19 protein-coding genes, 1 tRNA gene and 5 pseudogenes are annotated in these 21,539 nt (G+C 33.7%); 18 read left to right on the top strand and 7 right to left on the bottom strand.

Features of this window, described 5'->3' with window-relative positions:
- Positions 1-36 precede the first annotated feature (36 nt).
- Positions 37-186 (bottom strand): annotated as a pseudogene (locus ABWU62_RS06695) (IS4 family transposase); the annotation flags it as partial.
- 200 nt (positions 187-386) lie between these two features.
- Here ABWU62_RS06695 and ABWU62_RS06690 point away from each other — a divergent pair.
- Positions 387-974: an IS110 family transposase gene (locus tag ABWU62_RS06690; RefSeq protein ID WP_353287916.1), complete on the top strand. Its 588-nt coding sequence runs from the start codon at positions 387-389 to the stop codon at positions 972-974.
- Between the two features lie 38 nt (positions 975-1,012).
- Positions 1,013-1,351, top strand: coding sequence for a transposase (locus ABWU62_RS06685; protein ID WP_353287915.1), 339 nt, complete (start codon positions 1,013-1,015; stop codon positions 1,349-1,351).
- Between the two features lie 100 nt (positions 1,352-1,451).
- Here the strand turns inward: ABWU62_RS06685 and ABWU62_RS06680 are convergent, their stop codons facing one another.
- From ABWU62_RS06680 to tkt, 3 genes and pseudogenes are all read right to left on the bottom strand, one after another.
- Complete coding sequence (locus tag ABWU62_RS06680) at positions 1,452-1,958, bottom strand: phage major tail tube protein (protein ID WP_353287914.1); 507 nt, start codon at positions 1,956-1,958, stop codon at positions 1,452-1,454.
- 65 nt (positions 1,959-2,023) lie between these two features.
- Positions 2,024-3,209 (bottom strand): annotated as a pseudogene (locus tag ABWU62_RS06675) (IS4 family transposase); the annotation flags it as partial.
- 274 nt (positions 3,210-3,483) lie between these two features.
- Positions 3,484-5,448 (bottom strand): transketolase, encoded by a 1,965-nt coding sequence (tkt, locus tag ABWU62_RS06670; RefSeq protein WP_353287913.1) that lies wholly within the window; start codon positions 5,446-5,448, stop codon positions 3,484-3,486.
- Positions 5,449-5,561: 113 nt separating this feature from the next.
- Here tkt and rpsD point away from each other — a divergent pair, with 113 nt between their 5' ends.
- From rpsD to ABWU62_RS06635, 7 genes are all read left to right on the top strand, one after another.
- A complete protein-coding gene (rpsD, locus tag ABWU62_RS06665) occupies positions 5,562-6,176 on the top strand; it encodes a 30S ribosomal protein S4 (RefSeq protein WP_353287912.1) in 615 nt (204 codons plus the stop codon).
- Positions 6,177-6,186: 10 nt separating this feature from the next.
- Positions 6,187-6,273, top strand: a tRNA-Leu gene (locus ABWU62_RS06660).
- A gap of 20 nt (positions 6,274-6,293) precedes the next feature.
- Complete coding sequence (iscX, locus tag ABWU62_RS06655; protein WP_353287911.1) at positions 6,294-6,488, top strand: Fe-S cluster assembly protein IscX; 195 nt, start codon at positions 6,294-6,296, stop codon at positions 6,486-6,488.
- A gap of 267 nt (positions 6,489-6,755) precedes the next feature.
- Complete coding sequence (locus ABWU62_RS06650; protein ID WP_353287910.1) at positions 6,756-7,079, top strand: DUF721 domain-containing protein; 324 nt, start codon at positions 6,756-6,758, stop codon at positions 7,077-7,079.
- A gap of 54 nt (positions 7,080-7,133) precedes the next feature.
- The gene (gene rpmB, locus ABWU62_RS06645; protein ID WP_015588578.1) at positions 7,134-7,448 is read left to right on the top strand and encodes a 50S ribosomal protein L28; all 315 of its coding nucleotides are present in this window, start codon (positions 7,134-7,136) and stop codon (positions 7,446-7,448) included.
- Positions 7,441-8,304, top strand: a complete 864-nt coding sequence (lipA, locus tag ABWU62_RS06640; RefSeq protein ID WP_353287909.1) for a lipoyl synthase — start codon at positions 7,441-7,443, stop codon at positions 8,302-8,304. The genes rpmB and lipA overlap by 8 nt, the downstream gene beginning before the upstream one ends.
- 67 nt (positions 8,305-8,371) lie before the next feature.
- A complete protein-coding gene (locus tag ABWU62_RS06635; protein WP_353287908.1) occupies positions 8,372-8,686 on the top strand; it encodes a hypothetical protein in 315 nt (104 codons plus the stop codon).
- Between the two features lie 91 nt (positions 8,687-8,777).
- On the opposite strand, the pseudogene ABWU62_RS06630 reads toward ABWU62_RS06635, so the two are convergent.
- A pseudogene (locus tag ABWU62_RS06630) lies at positions 8,778-9,071 on the bottom strand (integrase core domain-containing protein); the annotation flags it as partial.
- Positions 9,072-9,157: 86 nt separating this feature from the next.
- On the opposite strand from ABWU62_RS06630, the gene ABWU62_RS06625 reads away from it, so the two are divergent.
- Positions 9,158-10,163 (top strand): IS630 family transposase gene (locus ABWU62_RS06625; protein ID WP_353287090.1). Its coding sequence is split into 2 segments (ribosomal slippage): positions 9,158-9,619 and positions 9,621-10,163, totalling 1,005 coding nucleotides; the frame shifts between segments, so codons are not numbered across the junction.
- 168 nt (positions 10,164-10,331) lie between these two features.
- Here ABWU62_RS06625 and alaS read toward each other — a convergent pair.
- Positions 10,332-12,893, bottom strand: a complete 2,562-nt coding sequence (alaS, locus tag ABWU62_RS06620; protein WP_353287907.1) for an alanine--tRNA ligase — start codon at positions 12,891-12,893, stop codon at positions 10,332-10,334.
- 218 nt (positions 12,894-13,111) lie between these two features.
- Here alaS and ABWU62_RS06615 point away from each other — a divergent pair, with 218 nt between their 5' ends.
- The 6 genes and pseudogenes from ABWU62_RS06615 (at position 13,112) to fmt (ending at position 17,429) form a co-directional block, all read left to right on the top strand.
- Entirely contained in the window at positions 13,112-14,137 is a 1,026-nt protein-coding gene (locus tag ABWU62_RS06615) for a hypothetical protein (RefSeq protein ID WP_353287906.1), read from the top strand.
- Positions 14,138-14,427: 290 nt separating this feature from the next.
- The gene (locus ABWU62_RS06610; RefSeq protein ID WP_353287905.1) at positions 14,428-15,171 is read left to right on the top strand and encodes a hypothetical protein; all 744 of its coding nucleotides are present in this window, start codon (positions 14,428-14,430) and stop codon (positions 15,169-15,171) included.
- Positions 15,172-15,375: 204 nt separating this feature from the next.
- Positions 15,376-15,819, top strand: coding sequence for a PAS domain-containing protein (locus ABWU62_RS06605; protein WP_353287904.1), 444 nt, complete (start codon positions 15,376-15,378; stop codon positions 15,817-15,819).
- Between the two features lie 98 nt (positions 15,820-15,917).
- Positions 15,918-16,124: a 50S ribosomal protein L35 gene (rpmI, locus tag ABWU62_RS06600; protein WP_353287903.1), complete on the top strand. Its 207-nt coding sequence runs from the start codon at positions 15,918-15,920 to the stop codon at positions 16,122-16,124.
- Positions 16,125-16,145: 21 nt separating this feature from the next.
- The gene (rplT, locus tag ABWU62_RS06595; RefSeq protein ID WP_353287902.1) at positions 16,146-16,511 is read left to right on the top strand and encodes a 50S ribosomal protein L20; all 366 of its coding nucleotides are present in this window, start codon (positions 16,146-16,148) and stop codon (positions 16,509-16,511) included.
- Between the two features lie 19 nt (positions 16,512-16,530).
- Positions 16,531-17,429 (top strand): annotated as a pseudogene (fmt, locus tag ABWU62_RS06590) (methionyl-tRNA formyltransferase).
- 141 nt (positions 17,430-17,570) lie between these two features.
- On the opposite strand, the pseudogene ABWU62_RS08375 reads toward fmt, so the two are convergent.
- Positions 17,571-17,723, bottom strand: a pseudogene (locus ABWU62_RS08375) (WPE palindromic element domain-containing protein); the annotation flags it as partial.
- An 82-nt stretch (positions 17,724-17,805) separates the two neighbouring features.
- On the opposite strand from ABWU62_RS08375, the gene purH reads away from it, so the two are divergent.
- Both purH and ABWU62_RS06575 read left to right on the top strand, forming a co-directional pair.
- Entirely contained in the window at positions 17,806-19,314 is a 1,509-nt protein-coding gene (gene purH / locus ABWU62_RS06580) for a bifunctional phosphoribosylaminoimidazolecarboxamide formyltransferase/IMP cyclohydrolase (RefSeq protein WP_353287900.1), read from the top strand.
- A gap of 214 nt (positions 19,315-19,528) precedes the next feature.
- The gene (locus tag ABWU62_RS06575) at positions 19,529-20,869 is read left to right on the top strand and encodes an ankyrin repeat domain-containing protein (RefSeq protein ID WP_353287899.1); all 1,341 of its coding nucleotides are present in this window, start codon (positions 19,529-19,531) and stop codon (positions 20,867-20,869) included.
- The last annotated feature ends 670 nt before the right edge of the window (positions 20,870-21,539 follow it).

Raw genomic sequence — 21,539 nt, 5'->3', positions numbered from 1 at the left:
CCACTGGGGAGTGTTAGATAAACCATACGCGTCAAGTTAAGAGATTGTAAGTAAATTCAGGGAAGTTAAGGTAGATACTCTAGTTTTTCTGTACTTGTCTTTTAATGAAAATCGAGACCAAGTTATGGTAAGCTTTTTAAGAAAAACTTTCAAACTATTAACTTTATTCTTATATGTTAAAAACAAGTTCATAAATATTACAAAGTGGTAATACTAAGAACATGCAGAGAAGAGGAACCGTCGGTATTCTTGGTCATAAGGACCGCACTGAAGCAAGGTTCTCCTTTCTGTTTATATACTGAATAGTTCCGAACAACTGATTGAGCGTTGAGGCTCGTATATAAGGGTGGAAAATGCAGTACTACATATTATTCTATGGAGGAATTATGAGTTCATCAAATATTATTTCTGGCATTGATGTTAGCAAAAGCAAACTAGATATCCACATTCATCCACTTGGACATCATAAAGTATTTGAAAATAACATTCAAGCTATTGATCAAATAATCGACTTTTTGCGGTTACATAATGTAATCAAAGTTGGACTTGAAGCAACTGGTGGGTACGAAAAATTATGCGCTTATACTTTACTAAGCCATGGTTTCGAAGTATACGTCATTCAACCTAGATGGGTTAGAGATTATGCAAAAAGCCTTGGCATTGCCACTAAAACTGACAAGATAGACTGTAGCATCATCTCACGTTATATTAGTAATACAGATATGCGTGTTACTCCTTTAAAAGTTAGTAATAGTAATGTTGACTGTTTGAGGCAAAAATTATCTCGCAGAAATCAACTAGTAGAAATAGCAAAAATACAAAAAATCCAAGCTCATCAGGTAACTGATATATCCATAATCAAACAAATGGAAGAGCTACTTGTTGTTTTGCAAAATCAAATCCAATCTTTAGAAGATCAGATGATAGAATTGGTTGATCAAAGTCAAGAGCTTAAAAAAAATACATATCAATAACTAGTATTCCAGGTGCAGGTCCAATCTTAGCTATCACTATGATTTGTTATCTACCAGAACTAGGAACTATCAAACATAAAGAAATATCTAGCCTTTCCGGAGTCGCACCTTTTAATCGAGATAGTGGTTTTAGTAAAGGGAAAAGGTGTATTCAGGGTGGTAGAGCACAAATTAGAAAAGTTTTACATATGTGCATCCTTACTGCTCGTGAGTGGAATTCTTACATAAAAACTTTTTTTGATAGGTTATACGATCAATATAAAAAACCATATAAAGTTGCTTCCACTGCTGCAATGAGAAAATTGCTTATTCTTGCTAACTCTTTAGCAAGAGATGGCAGGATTTTCACTAAGGAATACAGCCCTAAATCTGCTTAATTAGCAGATTAGTGTGGTTGTGGATAAGTGCGCTTACACAGATTTAAAGCACTTATACACATCCACGCTTATTGAAAGAATTTAAGCTAAGAATTACAACTTAAATGCCTAAAATTGTTTGCAGTAAGGCCATTTGGTCAACACCGTTAATTCTCCGAATCATGTTTTCAGCATCAATTTCAATGAGTTCCTTACCAGATATGGTGAGCTTATAATAATGAGCGGCTACTGTACATTTGAGAGTTCCTTTCTCAGCAGGCTTCCAGCTACCAAAGTCAAACTCTTTAAAAATGCCTCTTAAATTGATTATTACTGCTTCAATATCATTGCTACTACTACCTTGCATTCCACCACGAAGAGTCAAAGCTACTGAATTTCCATCTATTAAACCAAAGAGTCTAAAGAGCTCAGAGTCATACTCAGCAAAAATAAAGTCTGCTTCCAGTTTTTCCATTCCCATGTCTATACTTATTGGAATATCCATACCACCAGCTCTATATTCCTCTGTTTTAATGGTAAGTTTTGGCAGAGTGATCTCATCGATGCGGCCAGCATAACCACGACCATCAACTAACACATTAAAATTCTTTAAGATTTTTGGCAACATCTTTTTATGTCTTTAAAAATTATTTTCAGTATTTTCATTTTTTCTATTGACTTTTAACACAACTGCTTTAGTGCTAAAAATAACTCTCTAACCCGCCTTTTTAGCTCAATAAATGCCTTTGTTAAGCTAAGTTCTGTATTCTTTTTCACTTCTGTGCAACCAACTATGCTGTGAAATATAAGAATTGCGCACAATTTAGCATATAGTTCACATAATACTCTGCATGGCTTTCCTTTTAGCTTATCAAGTCTGATATGGCTTTTATACAATTTAAATAATTTGCCACCTTACTCTGTAAATCGTTAATACTTGCTCAGCACTAATTTTATTTTCTGGAACATTAGTTTTGACCAGTTCAACAATTTTTGATTTCTTTTAGAGGATGTATATCCCTGCGATCTTGCTAATCTATTAGCTTTCCTTCTTCTGGCCATATTCAGTTAGTTTCTGACATATAATTCTTACTCTAATTTTTGCTTCTTTTCCTAACAATACCTCGTTTTCTAAAAATAACTTATCCTCTAAACATTCTAATAACTCCATTTTTTGATTTGTTTCTACATCATATATGTTGGTATCGGATTTATAACGACTTATGAAATAAGCTCCTATTTCATTGATTTGTTTAAAAGAACTTGGCACAAAATAACCGAGATCAGATATTAGCAAATCATTGCTTAATATATTACTTAAATGTTTCCTATATCCCTGGTCTGATCTTACTCCCTCCGTTAAATTAAGTTGGTCTATTATCTGATTCATGTAGTCGAAAACTAATTGTAACTTTATTCCAGACTTAGTATTGCTTTCATAGCCACTGTAGCTAGTACCATAACCTTTATACATCTCTTCCATATTGTTAGGTAGAGTAATATAGCTACTGTCCAATAATTTAACACTATTAAATAGCTGTAAGATTTTGCAATCAACTTGCAAGATATTTTTAAAAAGAACCACAGATTCATTATACATCCTTTTCATAAATTCCACTGCTTCTTCAGTAAATCTAAAATCCAAACCTTGTTTTGTTATATCTATCGAGTCCTCGTTTAGTAATTGACACATTGTTTCTACGCTACAATTATCAACCCCTATATTACCCAAGACCATGGCTTTTACGAACGATGAACCTTTTAGCTTTCTCTTTCTTTTTATAAACCTTGTTGTAATTGAGATTTTGTCTACTTTTTCATTAAAAAATTCTTTGAGCTTTTTTGATAAGCTAGTTATTTTATTCATTCGTTCTCTCACTAAAAGTATTTCTGGGAGAACTTATACCTTATTATTCTATCTCTTTCATACCTTTTTTTCCTTAACTTGACGCGTATGGTTTATTTAACACTCCCTTCCAATTTTTTATAGGTTTGACTTCACCTGATTTACAAATAGAAATTGGTTGAGTGTTTGCCATTTATTCTTATAAACAGCATTTTGCTTTTTTTAGCACGTAGTAATTCTTGAATTCTATGATATTATTTTTGTAACATTGTTATACACATCATAATAACGGCACTGGCTGAGTTCATTAAGTAATTTTATGCTCAGCGGAATGACAAAAAGCATTATCACAAACACATTTTACTACATAATCAGCGCTAATATTAAAATGCTTATAAAGTGCTTCATAAGGTGCTGATTCTCCGAAACTTTTTATGCCAATAAATATACCGTTTGAGCCTATATATTTATGCCAACCCACTTCACTTCCAGCTTCAATTGCAACTTTGATGCTGTCATTATTTAATATTACCCCTTTATATTTATCACTTTGCTCGTCAAAAAGCCTCCAACACGGCATAGAAATGACCCTTGTACCTACACCTTTTTCCTGTAATTTTTCTCTTGCCTCAACCGCAATTTCAACTTCAGATCCGGTAGCAAATATCGTCACTTTTAGCTTCCCTGAAGATTCGCATAGTATATATGCACCAAATTTTGATAGGTTGGCCAATTGGTCAGTATAAGAGTGCATGTAATTAATATTTTGCCTCGAAAGCGCAAACAGCGCAGGTGACTCTTTTTTTTCAAGTGCAATGCTAACACACTCCAAAGTTTCAATTGCATCTGCTGGCCTAAAAATATATAGATTTGGTATAGCTCGCAAAGAGGCTAAATGCTCTATTGGCTGATGAGTTGGACCATCTTCTCCTACTCCAATTGAGTCATGAGTCATTACATAGATAACCTGCTGCTTCATCAAAGCTGAAAGACGTATAGCAGGGCGGCAGTAGTCGGAAAAGACTAAAAAAGTTCCACCATAAGGAATAATCCCACCGTGAAGAGCCATACCATTCATACAAGCTGCCATAGCGTGCTCTCTCACTCCATAGTGGACATAAGAACCATCATAATTATTACTATCTATTGCCTGCATGTGCTTATATTTAGTACAATTTGAACCGGTAAGATCAGCAGAGCCACCAATTAGTTCTGGCATAGACTTAATTAACAATTCCATTACTCTGCCAAAAGAAGATCTAGTAGCTTCTTTTGGCATTAGCTCACATATTCGTTTCTTCAGATCAGCCAAATCACTCTCGATATTATTCGGTAAACGTTTCTCAAGTCTTCTTTGTAGTTCTTCATTGATCAAGGATGTATAGTTTTGCTTTGCTCTCTTAACTGTTTCCATCCAAGCGTTTTTCACATCTTCTGGTACATAAAATGGTTCATAGTTCCAATTCAATTTTTCTCTCATCTGTTTTACATCTTCCTCTGTAAAGGCACCACTATGAGCAGAAGATGTGCCAGCACGGCTCGAAAATTTTCCGATAATAGTTTTGCAACAGATTAGTGTAGGTTTATCAGACTTTTGCGCCTGCTCTATTGCAAGGGATATAGCATCAAAGTCATGCCCATCGATTTTGTCAACATTCCATCCATACGCTGAAAAACGCTTTTCTACATCATCAGAGCAAGAGAGGCTAGTAGAGCCGTCTATAGAGATGTCATTGTCGTCAAAAAGTGCTATCAGCTTATTTAATTTAAGATGCCCAGCAAGGGACGCTGCTTCATGGCTTATACCTTCCATAAGACAACCATCTCCTAGCATTACGTAAGTGTAGTGGCTGATTTCAAACTGCTTTGCAAGAATCGATTCAGCAAGTGCCATGCCAACAGCAGTGGCAAATCCCTGACCAAGCGGGCCTGTTGTTGCTTCTATACCAGAAGTTAAGCCAAATTCTGGGTGACCTGGAGCTTTTGATGTAAGTTGCCTGAAGTTTTTTAGTTCATCTATACTAATGTAGCCTGTCAGATATAATATAGAGTACTGCAACATTGAACCGTGACCATTTGATAGGACGAAACGATCTCTACTGATCCATTTAGAATCATCAGGGTTATGGTTTAGATATTTAGCAAATAATACAGTGGCAACATCTGCCATGCCAAGTGGCATACCTGGATGTCCAGAATTTGCTTTTTGTACTGCATCAATTGATAAAAAGCGGACAGCATTTGCCATGGATTTTAGTAGTAGATGATTCATGTATTAATAGGAAAACTTAAAAGTGAAGTATACTATATCATAGTGGCAAAAACAAGTTGACACTTAATGTTAAAATCATTAATAATTTATAGTTAGATTGTGAGAATTTTTGTATGACAACTATTATCAATAGAAAGTATAGAATCAGTCGCAGGCTTGGTGTAAACTTATGGGGTAGAGCAAAAGATTCGGTCAATAAAAGAAAATACCCTCCAGGTCAGCATGGTATTCTTGGATTTAAGAAGTTATCTGACTTTGGTAAGCAGTTTGCTGCACATAAGAAATTTAAGTTCTACTATGCAATTTCAAGTAAGCAGCTTAGACGTACATTTTTAGATGCTTACAAAAGAAAGGGTTATACGGCTGATAATTTTATTGGTGCCTTGGAATCAAGGTTAAGTTCTGTTCTATATCACTCTGGTTTTGTGCCAACAATTTACTCGGCAAAACAGCTTATATCTCATAAACATGTTACAGTTAATGATAAGGTGGTTAACATATCAAGTTATAGAGTGAAGCCTGGTGATATAGTAAAAATAAGGGAAAGAGCAGCAAAAATTCCTATATTAATAGAGGTTGAACAAAAACAAGAACGTAAGGCTCCAGATTATTTAGAGGCAGATAGCAAAGCACTTTCAGTGAAGTATTTGAGAGCGCCTCAATATTCCGAAGTCCCCTATTCAGCAGACATGGAAGTCAATTTAGTAGTAGAATTTTACTCTAGATAAACAACATAAGGCCTGTGTGGCGGAATCGGTAGACGCAGCGGACTTAAAATCCGTGGGTTTTGCGACCTTGGGAGTTCAAGTCTCCCCGTGGGCACCAGTTTAATTTATTAAAAAAGTATGAAATGGCTTGATATAGAAGATATTGCAGAAGCTCTAGAAGAGAAGTTTCCCAATGAGGATATAATTAGTATCAGATTCACTGAACTTAAGAAAAAGATCTTGGATTTGAAGGAGTTTGATGATAATGAAAAACATTGTAACGAAAAAATACTAGAAGCCATTCAAGCAGCTTGGATTGAAGAAAGATTTTAAAAAACAGATAGCTATGAGAAAATTATGGCATACAGTAAAAAGATAATCTTCTTGGAAATACTATACTTTACTCGAATTTTACTTAGCTTCATAATAATTTAATAAATTACAATTAAAAATGATTACAAGGTAGGCAACACAAAATTCTGGTAAATGCTAGATATACGAATATTGCTTTTTATGTGTGAGGCCGAGGGTCATGAAAACAATAAGTTAGTTTTTTGTATAAGAAAGTTGTAATATAATTTAATTTTAAGCACTGGAAAGATGTTTAAATATAGCGGGCCAAAGAAATTAAAATCTATAATAGAAAACTATGCATTAAAATGCATGAAAAATAAGATCAGCAAAAATGAAATACGTCTTATTTTAAACTGGAAAAGTATAGTTGGAGAGAAATTAGCAGAATGTACAAAACCACAAAAGATCTCATACGCACAAAACGTAAACTCTGGTGTGCTGTATCTGTTAGTAACAAATGGCAGTAAAGCATTAGAAATGCAGCATATAGTTTCTCTTGTAATAGAAAAAATTACAGTGTTTTTTGGCTATAAAGCAGTATACGGTATAAAAATCAAGCAAGGGAGTTGACTATTTAACTATATCAGGTTAACCTGATTAAGTAGGATAAATTGGTATATTGAAGTGAGTAGAATTTGTGAATTAACAAATAGAAAAAAGTCTTTTGGTAATAAGGTATCGCACTCAAATCGTAAAACAAAGCGTACCTTTCTCTTAAATTTACATAAGGTTACATTGACGAGTAATATATTAGACAAAAAGTTTAGCTTTCGTATAGCAACAAGGACTTTAAGAACTATAGACTATAAAGGTGATCTTGATGCTTTCTTGCTCAATACAAAAACAATTAAGCTAAGTAAAGAAGCACAAAAGATAAAAAGAAGATTAAAGAAAGTTTTAGCAAAACAAGAGGTAGAATTAGCCGTTTCAGATGCATAGTAAGCCTACATGGCTCAGAGCAAAAGCTCCGGCTGGCAAAGTATTCAATGAAACCTTAAACACTGTTAAGCTACATAACTTACATACAGTATGCGAAGAAGCTGCGTGTCCAAATATTGGTGAATGTTGGAATAAACGTCATGCTACTGTGATGATTCTCGGTTCTGTTTGTACTCGTGCTTGTGCGTTTTGCAACGTTGCAACTGGCATTCCTGATAAGCTCGATCCTCATGAACCAGAAAATTTAGCAAAAGCAATAAAAAAGTTAAATTTAAAGCACGTCGTTATTACCTCTGTTGACCGTGATGATTTACCAGATGGCGGTGCAAATCAGTTTATAAGGTGTATAAAGGAAATTAGAAAGATAACTTCCGAAACAACAATAGAGATTCTCACTCCTGATTTTTTAAATAAGAAAGGAGCGTTTGAAGCAATAGCTGTTGCATCACCTGATGTTTATAACCACAATATCGAAACAGTACCAAGGCTGTATGCAAAAATAAGACCAAGAGCTCGTTATTTTCATTCACTATATTTGCTAAAGATGGTGAAACAGATTAATCCTAAACTTTTCACGAAGTCAGGGCTTATGGTCGGTCTTGGAGAAACAAAAGAAGAAATCTTTCAGATTATGGATGATCTACGTAGCGCCGAAGTTGACTTTATTACAATTGGTCAATATCTGCAACCAACTTCAAAGCATGCAAAAATTGATAGATATGTTACCCCAGAAGAGTTTGAGCATTATAAATATATTGCTTACTCCAAAGGCTTTTCGGTAGTTGCATCAAGCCCATTGACGCGGTCATCGTACCACGCTGAAGAAGATTTTAACAGGCTCAAAGCTTGTCACTAATATTGACTTTTATTGATTGCTATAATATAAGCATTTATATGGTGGGTAATATTAATGGGAGGGTAAGGTGAATTTTAGCGAATATGTACATGATAAAGCTTTAACAATATCAAATGTAAGTGCTAAAATTGATGTAAGAAAGCTAGCAAACTTTCTACAGAGTAAAAAAGACATTAAAGAGCTTAATTTAATAAATATAGAGATTGATCCTAAAGATATAAAAGAGTTAGGTAAACTTACATATCTTACTTCGCTTACTCTAAGGAACAATAAACTTGGTTTTGAAGGTGCAGGATATATAGGTCAAGGCAATCTACCACACCACACCTTACTTTACTTGAAATGGGGATGTTCAAAAAAGTGTGTCAAACCGAATTTTTAGTTCAACTCAATTTTTAACCTACAAGGAAAAAAATATCGAGTTGAGATATAGATAAAGTGTAATAGTTTAGACTTGATCTGACAGTCATGAATTATCTGACAGAAGAATCGACGAAGTCAAAACCGATATCAGAATCTGTTTTAATGTTATCAATATTTTTTTGGTAAGCAATATGCATACTATCAAAAAAGGTCTGCATAGGAGTCTTACCATAGCAATACTTACCGGAATGAGGTCTAGTTCTGTTGTAAGAATGCAACCAATGATCGACATCTAACTGAAGCTCCTCCAAAGTACTATAAATCTTTTTCCTGAAGATAATATTGTAACATTCATCTTGCATAGTTCTATGAAACCTTTCACATATACCATTAGTCTGTGGAGAGTAATACCAATTCCCGCTATACAAGCAACGAATAGACAATAATGGAAAAAAAGCCATACTGGAGTAAGTAAAATAGCGAGGTTTAGATGGCATTAAGATCAAAATTATTGGATGAAAAAGTGGTGGAATCAGCAAAAGAGATGCTGAAGAAAGTAAGAAATAATGCGTATGTTGCAAAAAAACTAAATGCTGTAATTGCAGCAAAAAAGCACAGTATAACAGCTGTAGCAAAAATATGTTGCATTTCGAGAAAGGCAATTACTACATGGATAAAGCACATAAAATTTGGAAGAGAAGAAAAATTATTTTCTCCACCTCAACGCCGTAGAAAAACTATATTGAACCAAAGTCAACTTGAACAAATTGAGGTGTGGATAGAGGAAAACCCCAATATTACTATTAGAGAAATGAGAATAAGAATCCAAGAAAGATTTGGTTTGAATATCAGCAAATCCACAATACATCGTAATATGCAAAGAATGAAATTCTCATATATCACACCAAGACCAGTTCATAGTGGACAGGATAAAAATAAGCAAGAGGAGTTTAAAAAAAAACCTCAATGAAACTATTGTCATGCATTCTGAAAAAGAGCTATTTTTCTTCGATGAATCACGGTTTGGTACACATTCAAAAGTTGGACATGGGTGGTTTAAAAAAGGCAGTAGGACACAGGTTAAGGTAAAATTAGGTAGGGAAAATTTTTATCTCTATAGTGCAGTTAATCCCAGAAATGGAGAGAATTTTAGCTTATTTGCACCAAACGTCAACACTGCTTGTATAAATATATTCCTTGAACAGATGTCGCAATATTTAGGAATACGAAAGGCTTTTCTCGTGATGGATTGCGCTAGTTGGCATAAGTCAAAAAGTTTAAAGATACCTAAAAATATCGAAATTATATACCTACCACCATACTCACCTGACCTCAATCCTGTTGAGAGGTTTTGGTTATATATAAAACAGAACATTTTGCGCAATAAAATCTACGATACAATTGTTCTGCTTGAGAGCGCTTTGTGTAAATTTATTACCTCTCTTTCCCCTTCCACGGTTAAACAACTCTGCAATGCTTCTTATTTGGTTCATTAATAATGAGAGTTGGTATAAGAAAGAACTTTCCTATTATTATTGAAATCTCTTGGTGAGCACAACGTTCATACTTAATGCGTTATCGTAGGAACACTTAACAATGTTTATAGAGTGTTATCCATTAGGACGCTGTTTCTTGATAGACTTATGTCGGCTGTACAGCGTAGCCTACATTAGCTCTTGTAAGCTACTGCCAATAGTAGTGATAACATTATCATTATTACAGCTTGTTTGGGCAAGTTCGGCATTTCCACCGCAATCCCTTCTGGTTACAGTAGATACTAGCTCTTTTGCATTGATCTTATTAGTTAAATCTTTACTTACTTTGACAATCAAAAGTGTTTTATTCTTTTCTGTTACCATGAAGGCTATTACAGTTTTCGGTTTTTGTTGCTGCAGAACAAATTCCCTTATGATACTTCCTGGAATGTCAGTGAAAGTGTGGCTTACGAAATTTATTCCATTTATTTCAGTACTTTTTATGTTTTCTACACTGACAATCTTTTTATAAAGATTTTTTATTTTGGTTTCAAATTTTTTGCGCTCTTGGCTTAAAATACTGAGTCGGCTTGTTATTTCATTTACTGGTGCTTTTACGAATTCTGCAACTTTTTTTAAGCTAATTTCGTTATCCTGTACGTAGCTAATTGCTTCTTGACCGGTTAAAGCTTCAATTCTTCTTACTCCAGATGCAACGGAACATTCTGCTGCTATCTTAAACAAACCAATTTCTCCAGTACGCTCCACGTGTGTACCGCCGCATAATTCTTTTGAATCTCCAATTTTTACAACCCTAACTTTGTCACCATATTTTTCACCAAATAAGGCCATAGCTCCTTCGTTTATTGCCTGATCCATATCTTGAATTTTTGTAGATGTAGAAAGGTTTTCTCTGATTAGAGGATTTACTATATCTTCTACTGAAGACAGCTGATCCTGAGTGACTGGCTTATTATGACTAAAATCAAATCTTAGTCTATTTGGTGCGACTAGAGAACCTTTTTGAGTAATATGATCACCTAAGATTTTTCTGAGTGCAAAGTGTAGAAGATGTGTAGCTGAATGATTTCTTCTTAAGTCTTGTCTTCTTTTTTTGTCAATACTAGCTGTAACTGTGTTACCTTTACAAATTGAGCCGACGCACCTGTGCAAATACAAGTCATTAATCTTGTTGGTATTTTCAACTGTTACCATACTTCCATCAGACTTTATAAGATTTCCAATATCTCCCACTTGTCCACCTGACTCTCCATAAAAAGGTGTTTTATCAAGTATAATAGTTATCTTTTCTCCTTCCTTTGCAGAATCAATTACTTCATTTTTAGAGGAAATTATTGCGAGTACTGTTGCATCCTTTACTTCATCACGTTCATAACCAACAAATTCCGTTTTGCCAAACTGATCGATTAAATTAAACCATACTTGTTCAACAGACTTTTCACCAGATCCAGTCCAATTAGCACGTGCTCTTTCTTTTTGCTCTTTCATTGCATTATCAAAACCTTTTTGGTCAAAATTTATTTTCCTTTCTTTCAAAATATCAAGTGTGATATCCAAAGGAAATCCATAAGTGTCATATAGTTTGAATGCTGATTCTCCAGATAGAGTTTCACCTGATTTTAAATCTGCAGTAAATTTGTCCAAGAGATTAATGCCTTTCGTTAAAGTGTCTTTAAAGTTTTCTTCCTCTGATTTTAACGTTGTTTCTATTAAGCTTTTAGCTCTGATTAGCTCTGGATAAGCATCTCCCATATAAGCCAAACTTGTGCCATCTATGAGTGCAGGAAAAACAAGGTTCAATAGAGAATCATTATATCCAAGTAGGTGGATATAACGTACTGCTCTCCTGATCAATCTGCGTAGTACATAATTTCTTCCTTCATTTCCAGGAAGCACTCCTTCTGCGATGAGAAATGCAGCTGCACGAAGGTGATCTGCGATAATCTTATGAGCTACTTTATTTTCCGTATTTCCACAGTACTCTTGCGATTTACTTACCAGAGCAGAAAATAGGTCAATATCATAGTTATCATGAACGTTCTGCATAACAGCTGCTATTCTTTCAAGGCCCATTCCGGTATCGATGCATTTTTTTGGTAATTTTTGTAAATTACCTTCTTTATCTTTATTAAATTCCATGAACACCAGGTTCCAAATTTCAACAATTCTGTCGTCTTCATGCAAATCCTGATTTGCATGATCGTAAAAGATTTCAGAACATGGGCCACATGGACCAGTATTGCCCATGCTCCAAAAGTTATCATCTGTTGTAATTCTCATGATTTTATCATCTGAAAAGCCACTTATCTTACGCCAAATTTCATATGCTTCATCATCAGTGTGGTAAACAGTTATGGATAGTCTGTTTTTATCAAGAGACAATTCTTCAGTAATAAATTTCCACGCAAATTCTATCGCAGTTTCTTTAAAGTAATCACCAAAGCTAAAATTTCCGAGCATTTCAAAAAATGTGTGATGCCGAGATGTATAGCCAACATTTTCAAGATCATTGTGTTTACCACCTGCTCTGAGACACTTTTGACTTGAGACGGCACGTTTCATTTCAGTTTTTTGCGTGCCGGTAAAGATATTTTTGAACTGTACCATACCAGCATTTGTGAACATGAGTGTTGGATCATGCTCTGGAATCAAAGGAGAAGAAGGAACTTGCTCATGATTATTATTTACAAAAAATTTTATAAATCTTTTTCTAATTTCGTTTAGCTTCATCGTTTTTACTGAGGTTATCTATGCATAATAAGTTGTAACAGAAGTAAAATCAATTTATCAATCTAAATATTAATATATACATTATTTAGTATAATAAAAGCAATCTTTACATAAAAATTTTAATAAAAAGATATAGGTTTAAATATTTTATCCACTAACATAGAGAAGTATTTGTTAATTCAAATAATACTTTTGTTAATTAATTTAAGGAGTGTGAAATGCCCAGAGAGTTATTACAAATGAATCAGCTTCAAAGGTTTTATGATTCAATTACAAACAATGGAGTAGAAATTAAAATTATATCTCGATCTAATAATTACATGTCTTTTGAGGTTAAAGGAAGTTATAATAGTGCTGTTAAGTCCTTTGCTATTAAGCACAGCGATGGTAATGGTCATCTTTCCCCGATAGAAAGCTATCGTGATATTATAACACTCGGATCATTCGGTTGGGTAAGAGAAGAAAATGGTTATTCTAAGCAAAGTACAGATTTATGTTCCTTTGAACAAGGAACTAAAAATTATGAATTATTAACCAATGTATTTGACAACATAAAAAAACTTAAAATCAATACATACTATGATGGTAAAGAATTCTGTAATGAAACATTCTCACCTTTTATCAAAGCACTTCATAGTCAAAAAATCACTGAAGGTACTAGCACCATCGATATCACAACAACAGAGTTATATAATTCTAGCCAATTGAGAGGATCTACTACTGAAGAAATTGATTATCAGATGAAGGAAGATGTAACTATCGAATCGGCTTCTTTAACAAAACAAGAATTCGATTTTGCATCAAGCGAAGTAACTACTAAAGAGATTAACGACTTAATAAATGAAATAGAAGAATCGAATTCTAGTTATGGAATTACATCTGAAGATATAAGGAGTGTTTCTCGTTTTGATTACAACTCAAAGGAAGTATTAGAACATCCTATATTCAATAGCACAGATGTGGAAGGGCCTAAATTACCCGAAAGAAATGGAGGACAGTATATAGGAATAGCAGGGATTGCTGGTGGTATATTGGGTGGAGTGCTAGCAGTAGCTTTTGCAGGATTAGGATACTTTGTATGGCATAGAAAAAATAGGGAAGGTAGCTACGATGTTGAAAAAGCAATGAAAAACCTTCCTGAACAAGCTCAACTTGAGCATTCCGGATCTACATCAGAAATAGAATCTTTGCTCAGCAATGCTACATCAGCAGAACATCTATCTTCTCAAATTAGCATCAAGTAGAATTCCAGAGTTTGATGGCACAACAGTGCCATCAACTTAGCTCTTACAGCACTTATATGCTCTGGAACCAAAGGAGAAGAAATTTTCCTGTCTTACAAAAATTTTTATAACTCTTTCTCTAATTTTATATCATTTTTACTAAGGTATAATAAGTTGCAATGAGAAATTCAGATATTAATATATGTATTATTTAGTATAATAAAAATATAGAAATCTTAGTAAAAAAAATGTGGACTTAAATAATTTATCTTTTATACACAAGGAAATATTGATCAATTTGGAGGTCATATATGCCAGGAAGATTGTTACACGTTAAAGATACTGTACGAGAAAAAGGATTAATCAATAAGGAAAAAAGGAATAGATGGATTAGTATTGAATCTGAATTGCAAGATGTAGAACAAAATAGAACAATATATTTTCTATTGGGAGGAGGTGATTTAAAACTTGAGTATGTATGTATGCTTGACGATACATCTTATCGTATTTTTGTTGCTGAAGGAGAAATAGTGCATGCAGAAAATCCAAAAGTGATGATTGATGATATTGTTTCTGATCTCAAGAGTGGAAAAATACGAAGTTATAAAAGATATAATGCCAAAGAGTTTTTGAGTAATGAGAATTTGCAAAAGCTGGAAGCTGGTGATATTGAAAGTACAACAACAGAACTACAAAACTTAAAACAAGTAATGGAAGAAATGAAAAAATCAAACGCTAGTAATGGAATTACAATTCAAAATATAGGAAATGTTCAAAATACGACGAATATTTTGGGTAATCCTATGATTCATGATACGAACTTGAGAGGGTTTAAATTATTGGAAACACCTTCAAACGAGAAAAATAATATAGTGTTCACAGTAGGTATGTTAGCAGCAGCAGTACCTTTGGTAGCAGCAGCTGCAGTTGTAAAATTTAAATGTCGGTTTTGTAATAGAAAAAGTAAAGGCCATAGTAGTTCTAAGGAAGAAACTCCATATAGTTATTTATTAAGTGCAATAACTTTAGAAAGTAGAGGTAATAGTATTATTTAGCTAAAATATTGCAAAACTTTTTATTATTTTTTTACAGTTTCCTCATTTAATAATTTTTATGCTCTAATTATTATACTTAATTTATCATTACCTGTTGTGTAAACAGGATGAGAGTTTTCAATAATCTACATCCTTTAGTAAGAAAAAATCAATACATTCACGATAAATTCACCTCATATCTGTGTTTTATATGTGGAACTTCGAATGAAAAATTATGCAGGCAAAGAAAGAAGAATAGTGAATGTAGTTACTCAACATTGGGGTGATATAAAAGGATCAGATAGAGAATGGCCAGAAAGACATGAAATAGACACTGCAGAAATAATGGAGTCATGGCAATATTGTTTTATAATTGAAGTGAAAGATCAAGGTTATGTTTGTGAAAGTGCAGGAGAAAAAGCTATTGAATTCTATGGGTTTAATAAAAAGATGTACATTGATAACAAGTATGCAATTGATGCACCATTTTTACGATTATATAAAATAGATGCAGTGATTGATAAACTAGAAACTGTAATAGAAAGTAAATGTCCAATCAATGAAGAGGAAGAAAGCGAAAGTGTTAAAATGAGGCAAGTATTGTTGCCACTTGGAGATAAAGAAGGTATAACACATATACTGGGTGTGATTACATTCAAGCTCCTTTAAAATACAATTTTAATTTGATTCTTTAATAAAATTATCTATACTCATACTTAATTACTACTAAAGAACTAAATAGTGGTGTTTGTAAATTTGTTTAGAATATGGCGAAAATAAAATTAAAAACCAAATCTTCTGTCAAAAAGCGCTTTCATCTTACAGCTAAGGGTAAAGTCATCTCTACTCAGTCAGGTAAAAGACATGGTATGATAAAGAGAAGTAAATCTAATATTCGTAATCAGCGTGGTACAACGATTCTTAGTAAATCTGACTCGCGTATAGTTAAGCTTTATATGCCTTATGGTATTTAACAAAATGGAGGTAAAATAAAAATGGCTCGAGTAAAACGTGGAGTCACTACTCATGCTCGTCATAAAAAAATATTGAAACTAGCAAAGGGTTATAGAGGACGGGCAAAAAATTGTTATAGAATTGCATTACAAAGAGTTGAAAAAGCACTGCAATATGCTTACAGAGACAGAAGAACCTGTAAACGTGATTTCCGTAGCTTATGGATAATACGTATTAATGCAGCAGCAAGAGAGCATGGGCTTACTTATGGTAGGTTTATGCATGGTCTTACACTTGCCGGCATTGATTTAAATAGAAAAATTCTTGCTGAGATGGCTGTTAATTATAAGGATGATTTTGCTAAATTAATAGAAACTGTAAGTAGTAAGTTAGCAGAAAATTCCTAAAGCAAAAACACCTAAAAACATGAGAGTGATTTTCATGGGGTCACCAGAGTTTGCGGTTAGTACGTTAAGCTTACTATTGAAGTCACATAACGAAACAGTAACAGTATATACCAAGGCTCCAAAACCTTCAGGGCGTGGGCAGAGGTTAACAAAATCTCCAGTACACATCGTTGCTGAAGAAAGTAACATAGAGGTATGTACTCCTATCTCTCTAAAGTCTTCGGCAGAGCAAGAAAAATTTAGAAATTTCAAACCAGACGTTGCAGTTGTTGCTGCGTATGGATTGATACTTCCAAGAGAAATTTTGAATATTCCCAAATATGGTTGTATTAATATTCACCCTTCATTACTACCAAGGTGGCGTGGTGCAGCTCCGATACAGCACACAATTTTAGCAGGAGATCAAGAAACTGGGGTTAGCATTATGCAATTGGATGAGGGATTAGATTCCGGCCCTATTTTAAAACAGAGAAAACTTCTTGTTGAAAAAAGCGATAATTATAAAACGTTGCATGATAAATTGTCTAAGCTAGGCAGTGATTTACTGTTGGAAGTGCTAAACGAAATTAAAAAGCAAGTTCCCTTAAAACAGAATGATAGTGACGCGTGTTACGCTGACAAAGTGGAAGATTATAAAATTTATGCAAGTGATACCTGTGAAGTTGCTTATAGAAAAGTTAAAGCTTTTTACCCAAAAGCATTCATTAAGATAGAGAATAAGCGTATCAGGATACTTGATGCTGACTTTGAAGCTTTCGCTTCAGAACAAGGTGAGATTGTTAACGATAATATGCACATAAGTTTAAAAGGTGGCACTTTAATTCCTAAAGTTGTACAAATGGAAGGGAGAAATCCTTGTAGTATTGAAGATTTTATTCGTGGTTTGAAATCAAGCATGGTAAAAAATTTATAGAATAGACTGCTTTGAAGGGAAGGTTAGGAGGGCTAAAGCAACTTCTACAATTTGGTATTCCGCTGCTTGTTAGCGGAATCTACAACAAGATACCGCGTTTTGGTGTACGAACATTGCAATTTGCAGGTAATTTGAGTAGTAGATGGTGTCATTCCAGTGCTTGACACCGGAATCCAGTTTCTATTGTACAGCCACCTGGTGTGCTCATTTAAAGTGAAGTTTTCTGGATCCCAGTGTCTGGGCACTGGGATGACATCTTTCTTGGTCTCTTGTATCACAATGTTTTTACAGTTGTGGATACTGCGGCGGTATGACGTAGTAGCTATATATAGACAAATTCCTTTTTCTTAGATATAACCTTAAAAAACTTTCCATATAAAAATGAAAATAAAAAGAGCTTTAATATCAGTATACGATAAAACGAATATAATTGATCTTGCATCGTTTTTAATGCAGCAACAAATAGAAATTCTTTCAACGGGAAATACTTATAAAGCACTATCTGATGCCGGAATAAAAACACAAGAGGTCTCAGATTACACACAATTTCCAGAGATACTGGGTGGTAGAGTAAAAACTTTACACCCTAAAATTCATGGAGGAATACTTTGCAATAGAGAAAAGCACAAAACGGAAATACAAAATCTAGGTATTGAGCCAATAGACCTGCTTATAACTAACCTATACCCATTTTGGGAGACAGTAAATAGCGGCTCAAATGAAGAGCAAATTATAGAACAAATTGATATCGGCGGAGTGGCGTTAATTAGAGCTGCAGCAAAAAACTTTCGTTTTACTTCAGTTATTTCTAGCATTCAAGACTACGAAGCACTAAAAGCTGAGATGATAAAAAATAACAATGAAACAACATTGGAATACAGAAAATATTTAGCAACTAAAGCATTTGCTCTGACTGCACAGTATGATTCTAATATTTATAGCTGGTTTTTATCCCAGGATAAGGATAATGAGTTACCAGAAATTTTTGCCTTATATGGATCTAAAGCACAAGAACTCAGATATGGTGAAAATCCCCATCAAAAAGCTGCATTTTATAGTAATCAATTTACCAAATATCCGCTGGAAAAAATACATGGAAAAGAACTAAGTTATAATAATATAGTAGATATAGAATCTGCACTTAACATAATTTCTGAGCTTCAAGAACCTGCAGCAGTGATAATAAAGCACAATAATCCATGTGGCGCTGCTGTTAGTGATAGTGCTTTAAAAGCATATGAAAAAGCTCTATCATGTGATGAAATAAGCAGTTTTGGTGGAATAGTCGCTTTCAATCGGGAAATAGATTTAAAGCTAGCAGAAAAGCTAAACGAGATATTTTTAGAGGTAGTGATAGCGCCGTCAGTGAATAGCGAAGCACTCAAAGTTTTGCAAAAAAAGAAAAATATGAGAGTGATTATTAATAAGTCTTTTCGACAAAATGAGAAGTACCAAGTTAAAAATGTTGTTGGAGGGTTCTTAGTACAGGAAAATAATAACCACGCAATGGGAGAAATTAGTCAAGTAACAGAATGCACTACAAAAGAGAAAGAGGACCTTATTTTTGCTTGGAAAATATGTAAACATGTAAAATCCAATGCAATAGTTATAGCAAAAGGCGGTTGTGCTATCGGTATTGGTGCAGGGCAAACAAGCAGAATAGATAGTGTAAATATTGCAGTAAAAAAAGCAGGTGAAAAATGTAAAGGTGCGGTACTTGCTTCAGATGCATTTTTTCCATTTCCAGATAGCATAGTAGAAAGTGCAAAATATGGAATCACAGCTATAATTCAGCCTGGCGGTTCGCTAAAAGATCAAGACGTGATAGCAGCTGCAAATGAGAATAAAATTGCCATGTTTTTCACTGGTGTTCGTAATTTTCTCCATTAAGCTTTGTGTCCCATCAAAATTATACCCCCACAGTTGTAAAAGATAAGACTTAATCTGTCAGATAATTCATGCCTGTCAGATTAAGTCTAAACTATTACACTTAATATATCGGAATTTAGTAACTTCAATAAATTGTGATATATCTCTTATAGATTCATTTAAACTTAATTAAGTGGGAGTATTGTTCATGTGAAAGGGGTTTAATTAAAATGGCATGGAATGTGAGGAAGACATACATCAATTAGTAGAAAGTGGATTTGATATTAACTCAAAAGATGCAAGCGGAATCACCCTTTTGCATAAGCTCACAAAAAAAGGCGATTTAGTTGGAGTAAAATCATTATTAGAGCACGAAGCTGACTTTAATGTTGTGGACAATGAAAATAGAAATCCACTTCATTATGCTATTATGCATGGACACAAAAAAATTGCTAAACTTCTTGTTAATCAACTGACAATTAATTCTAGAGATAAAAATGGATTTACTCCACTTCACCTTGCTACACTACAAGATGACACAGAATTAATGGATTTTTTAATAACAAAAGGCGCAAAAATTAATGAAAAAGATGTTGAGGAAGGCTATACTCCTCTTCACATAGCTTCATTATACGGTTCTAAAAAGAGCGTCCAGATTTTAATTGATAGCGGAGCAAATCTTGAATGTGAAGATAACAACTTTCGTACTCCTTTATTTTTGACCATTTATCAATGTACTACACATTATGAAAGTAGAGCAGAGATTATAGAATATCTGATAAAGAAAGGTGCAAACATAGAAGCAAAAGATGCAGAAAATAATACTACGCTTTTTCTAGCAGCATATAACAACAAAATGCAACTGGTAAAGCTTATTGTAAAGCAAGCAAAAGCTACGTTAAAAGAGTTTATTTGTACAAAAAACAAACATGGCTTTGATGCACTGGATTGCGCTATTAAGCATAATAATAGGCAAATGGTAACATTTCTTGTTTCAAAGGGAATAGAAGCAGATGACCAAGATTGTAGCGGTAACACCAGGTTACATAAAGCTAGCTATAATGGTGATACTAAAGCAGTTAAGTTATTATTGGAGCTTAAGGTAAACGTTAATGCCGTCACTAGATGCAACAGAACTCCTCTGCTACTTGCAGCTAAAAAAGGCCATGTAGAAATTGTAAGAATGTTGTTAGCAGTAAAAGCCAATATGAATATTTGTGATCAACAAGGTTTTACACCTCTGCATCTTACTATTCAAAAGGATTATTTTGATATAGCTCAGCTGTTAATAGAAAAAGGAGCAATTAAGTGTAGTAAAGATTATACTATAATAGGATTATTTATTGACAAGGCTCATAGCAAAAAAAATATTGAAGAAAATTACAAAAAATTTTTTAGGTTTTTGATGCTTTACTTGAAAGAGCTACATAGTAAACACAAAGCCTTGTGTGTACTTTCAATCCTAGCTCTAAGCTTAACAATTATAGGTTTACCATTTATTTTCAAGCCTATTATTAAATATAGAGAAAGAAGTAAAATATATAAAAAAATTAGGGCTATGCTGATTTATATTTAAGTATAACAGGAGAACTAAGCTAATATATGACAATTATCTGCTCGATAAAAATGGAATTAAATGTATCCGTTTAGCAGAGTGGCAAAATAAAATAGACAAAACCATAAAAATAAATGGTGTCATGCAATTTGAGCTTCGGCATAGATCCCCCATAAATTTTTTGGTACATATTTTTTCAACATTAATTTCGTATTCCATTCAAAGAATATTAATATTGGCATATAAGTATGAATATTATGCTAATATAATTACTTTTTAGGTATAAATGGCAAATTTATGCCTGGAAACAGTTTTTGGTTATTTCCTACACTTTCTTTATAAAAATCACAGGCGCCTGTTATTAGCTAAAGTAAAGGTCAAGTATCTGGAATTCTGGACATAAAATCCTCCTGTATAAAAAGATTAGAAAAAAATGCAGCGCACATATGAAAGACGTGTGTATACGCTGAAAAAGATACGCTACGTTTTTTATTGAAAAGTTAACTGAAAGTCTGCAGACAAAGATAGATTTTGAGCTCTTAAAATATCTCTAATTGTCATTATAATCAGATTCAAAATATGCGGAAGTAATTTTTTTGACAATAGATTTCTTGCATAACCAAGTGTCATTCCAGCTGGGATCCAACTAAGTTGGTAAACACTTTACAACGTTTTTGACGACGAAAAGACA

The organism is Wolbachia endosymbiont (group B) of Gerris lacustris (genome assembly GCF_964028355.1).
Taxonomy (GTDB): domain Bacteria; phylum Pseudomonadota; class Alphaproteobacteria; order Rickettsiales; family Anaplasmataceae; genus Wolbachia.
Note: the sequence above shows the minus strand (reverse complement) of the source record. Positions and strands in the feature narration are given on the sequence as shown.

What these genes read in the sequence shown, in the direction of transcription:
- purH (WP_353287900.1), top strand. Translation starts at nt 17,806, where the DNA reads ATGAAAATAAAAAGAGCTTTAATATCAGTATACGATAAAACGAATATA.
- rpmI (WP_353287903.1), top strand. Translation starts at nt 15,918, where the DNA reads ATGGCGAAAATAAAATTAAAAACCAAATCTTCTGTCAAAAAGCGCTTT.
- iscX (WP_353287911.1), top strand. Translation starts at nt 6,294, where the DNA reads ATGAAATGGCTTGATATAGAAGATATTGCAGAAGCTCTAGAAGAGAAG.
- alaS (WP_353287907.1), bottom strand. Translation starts at nt 12,893, where the DNA reads ATGAAGCTAAACGAAATTAGAAAAAGATTTATAAAATTTTTTGTAAAT.
- lipA (WP_353287909.1), top strand. Translation starts at nt 7,441, where the DNA reads ATGCATAGTAAGCCTACATGGCTCAGAGCAAAAGCTCCGGCTGGCAAA.
- rplT (WP_353287902.1), top strand. Translation starts at nt 16,146, where the DNA reads ATGGCTCGAGTAAAACGTGGAGTCACTACTCATGCTCGTCATAAAAAA.
- ABWU62_RS06680 (WP_353287914.1), bottom strand. Translation starts at nt 1,958, where the DNA reads ATGTTGCCAAAAATCTTAAAGAATTTTAATGTGTTAGTTGATGGTCGT.
- ABWU62_RS06685 (WP_353287915.1), top strand. Translation starts at nt 1,013, where the DNA reads ATGATTTGTTATCTACCAGAACTAGGAACTATCAAACATAAAGAAATA.
- ABWU62_RS06690 (WP_353287916.1), top strand. Translation starts at nt 387, where the DNA reads ATGAGTTCATCAAATATTATTTCTGGCATTGATGTTAGCAAAAGCAAA.
- tkt (WP_353287913.1), bottom strand. Translation starts at nt 5,448, where the DNA reads ATGAATCATCTACTACTAAAATCCATGGCAAATGCTGTCCGCTTTTTA.
- ABWU62_RS06605 (WP_353287904.1), top strand. Translation starts at nt 15,376, where the DNA reads ATGAAAAATTATGCAGGCAAAGAAAGAAGAATAGTGAATGTAGTTACT.
- ABWU62_RS06575 (WP_353287899.1), top strand. Translation starts at nt 19,529, where the DNA reads ATGGAATGTGAGGAAGACATACATCAATTAGTAGAAAGTGGATTTGAT.
- ABWU62_RS06610 (WP_353287905.1), top strand. Translation starts at nt 14,428, where the DNA reads ATGCCAGGAAGATTGTTACACGTTAAAGATACTGTACGAGAAAAAGGA.
- ABWU62_RS06650 (WP_353287910.1), top strand. Translation starts at nt 6,756, where the DNA reads ATGTTTAAATATAGCGGGCCAAAGAAATTAAAATCTATAATAGAAAAC.
- rpsD (WP_353287912.1), top strand. Translation starts at nt 5,562, where the DNA reads ATGACAACTATTATCAATAGAAAGTATAGAATCAGTCGCAGGCTTGGT.
- ABWU62_RS06615 (WP_353287906.1), top strand. Translation starts at nt 13,112, where the DNA reads ATGCCCAGAGAGTTATTACAAATGAATCAGCTTCAAAGGTTTTATGAT.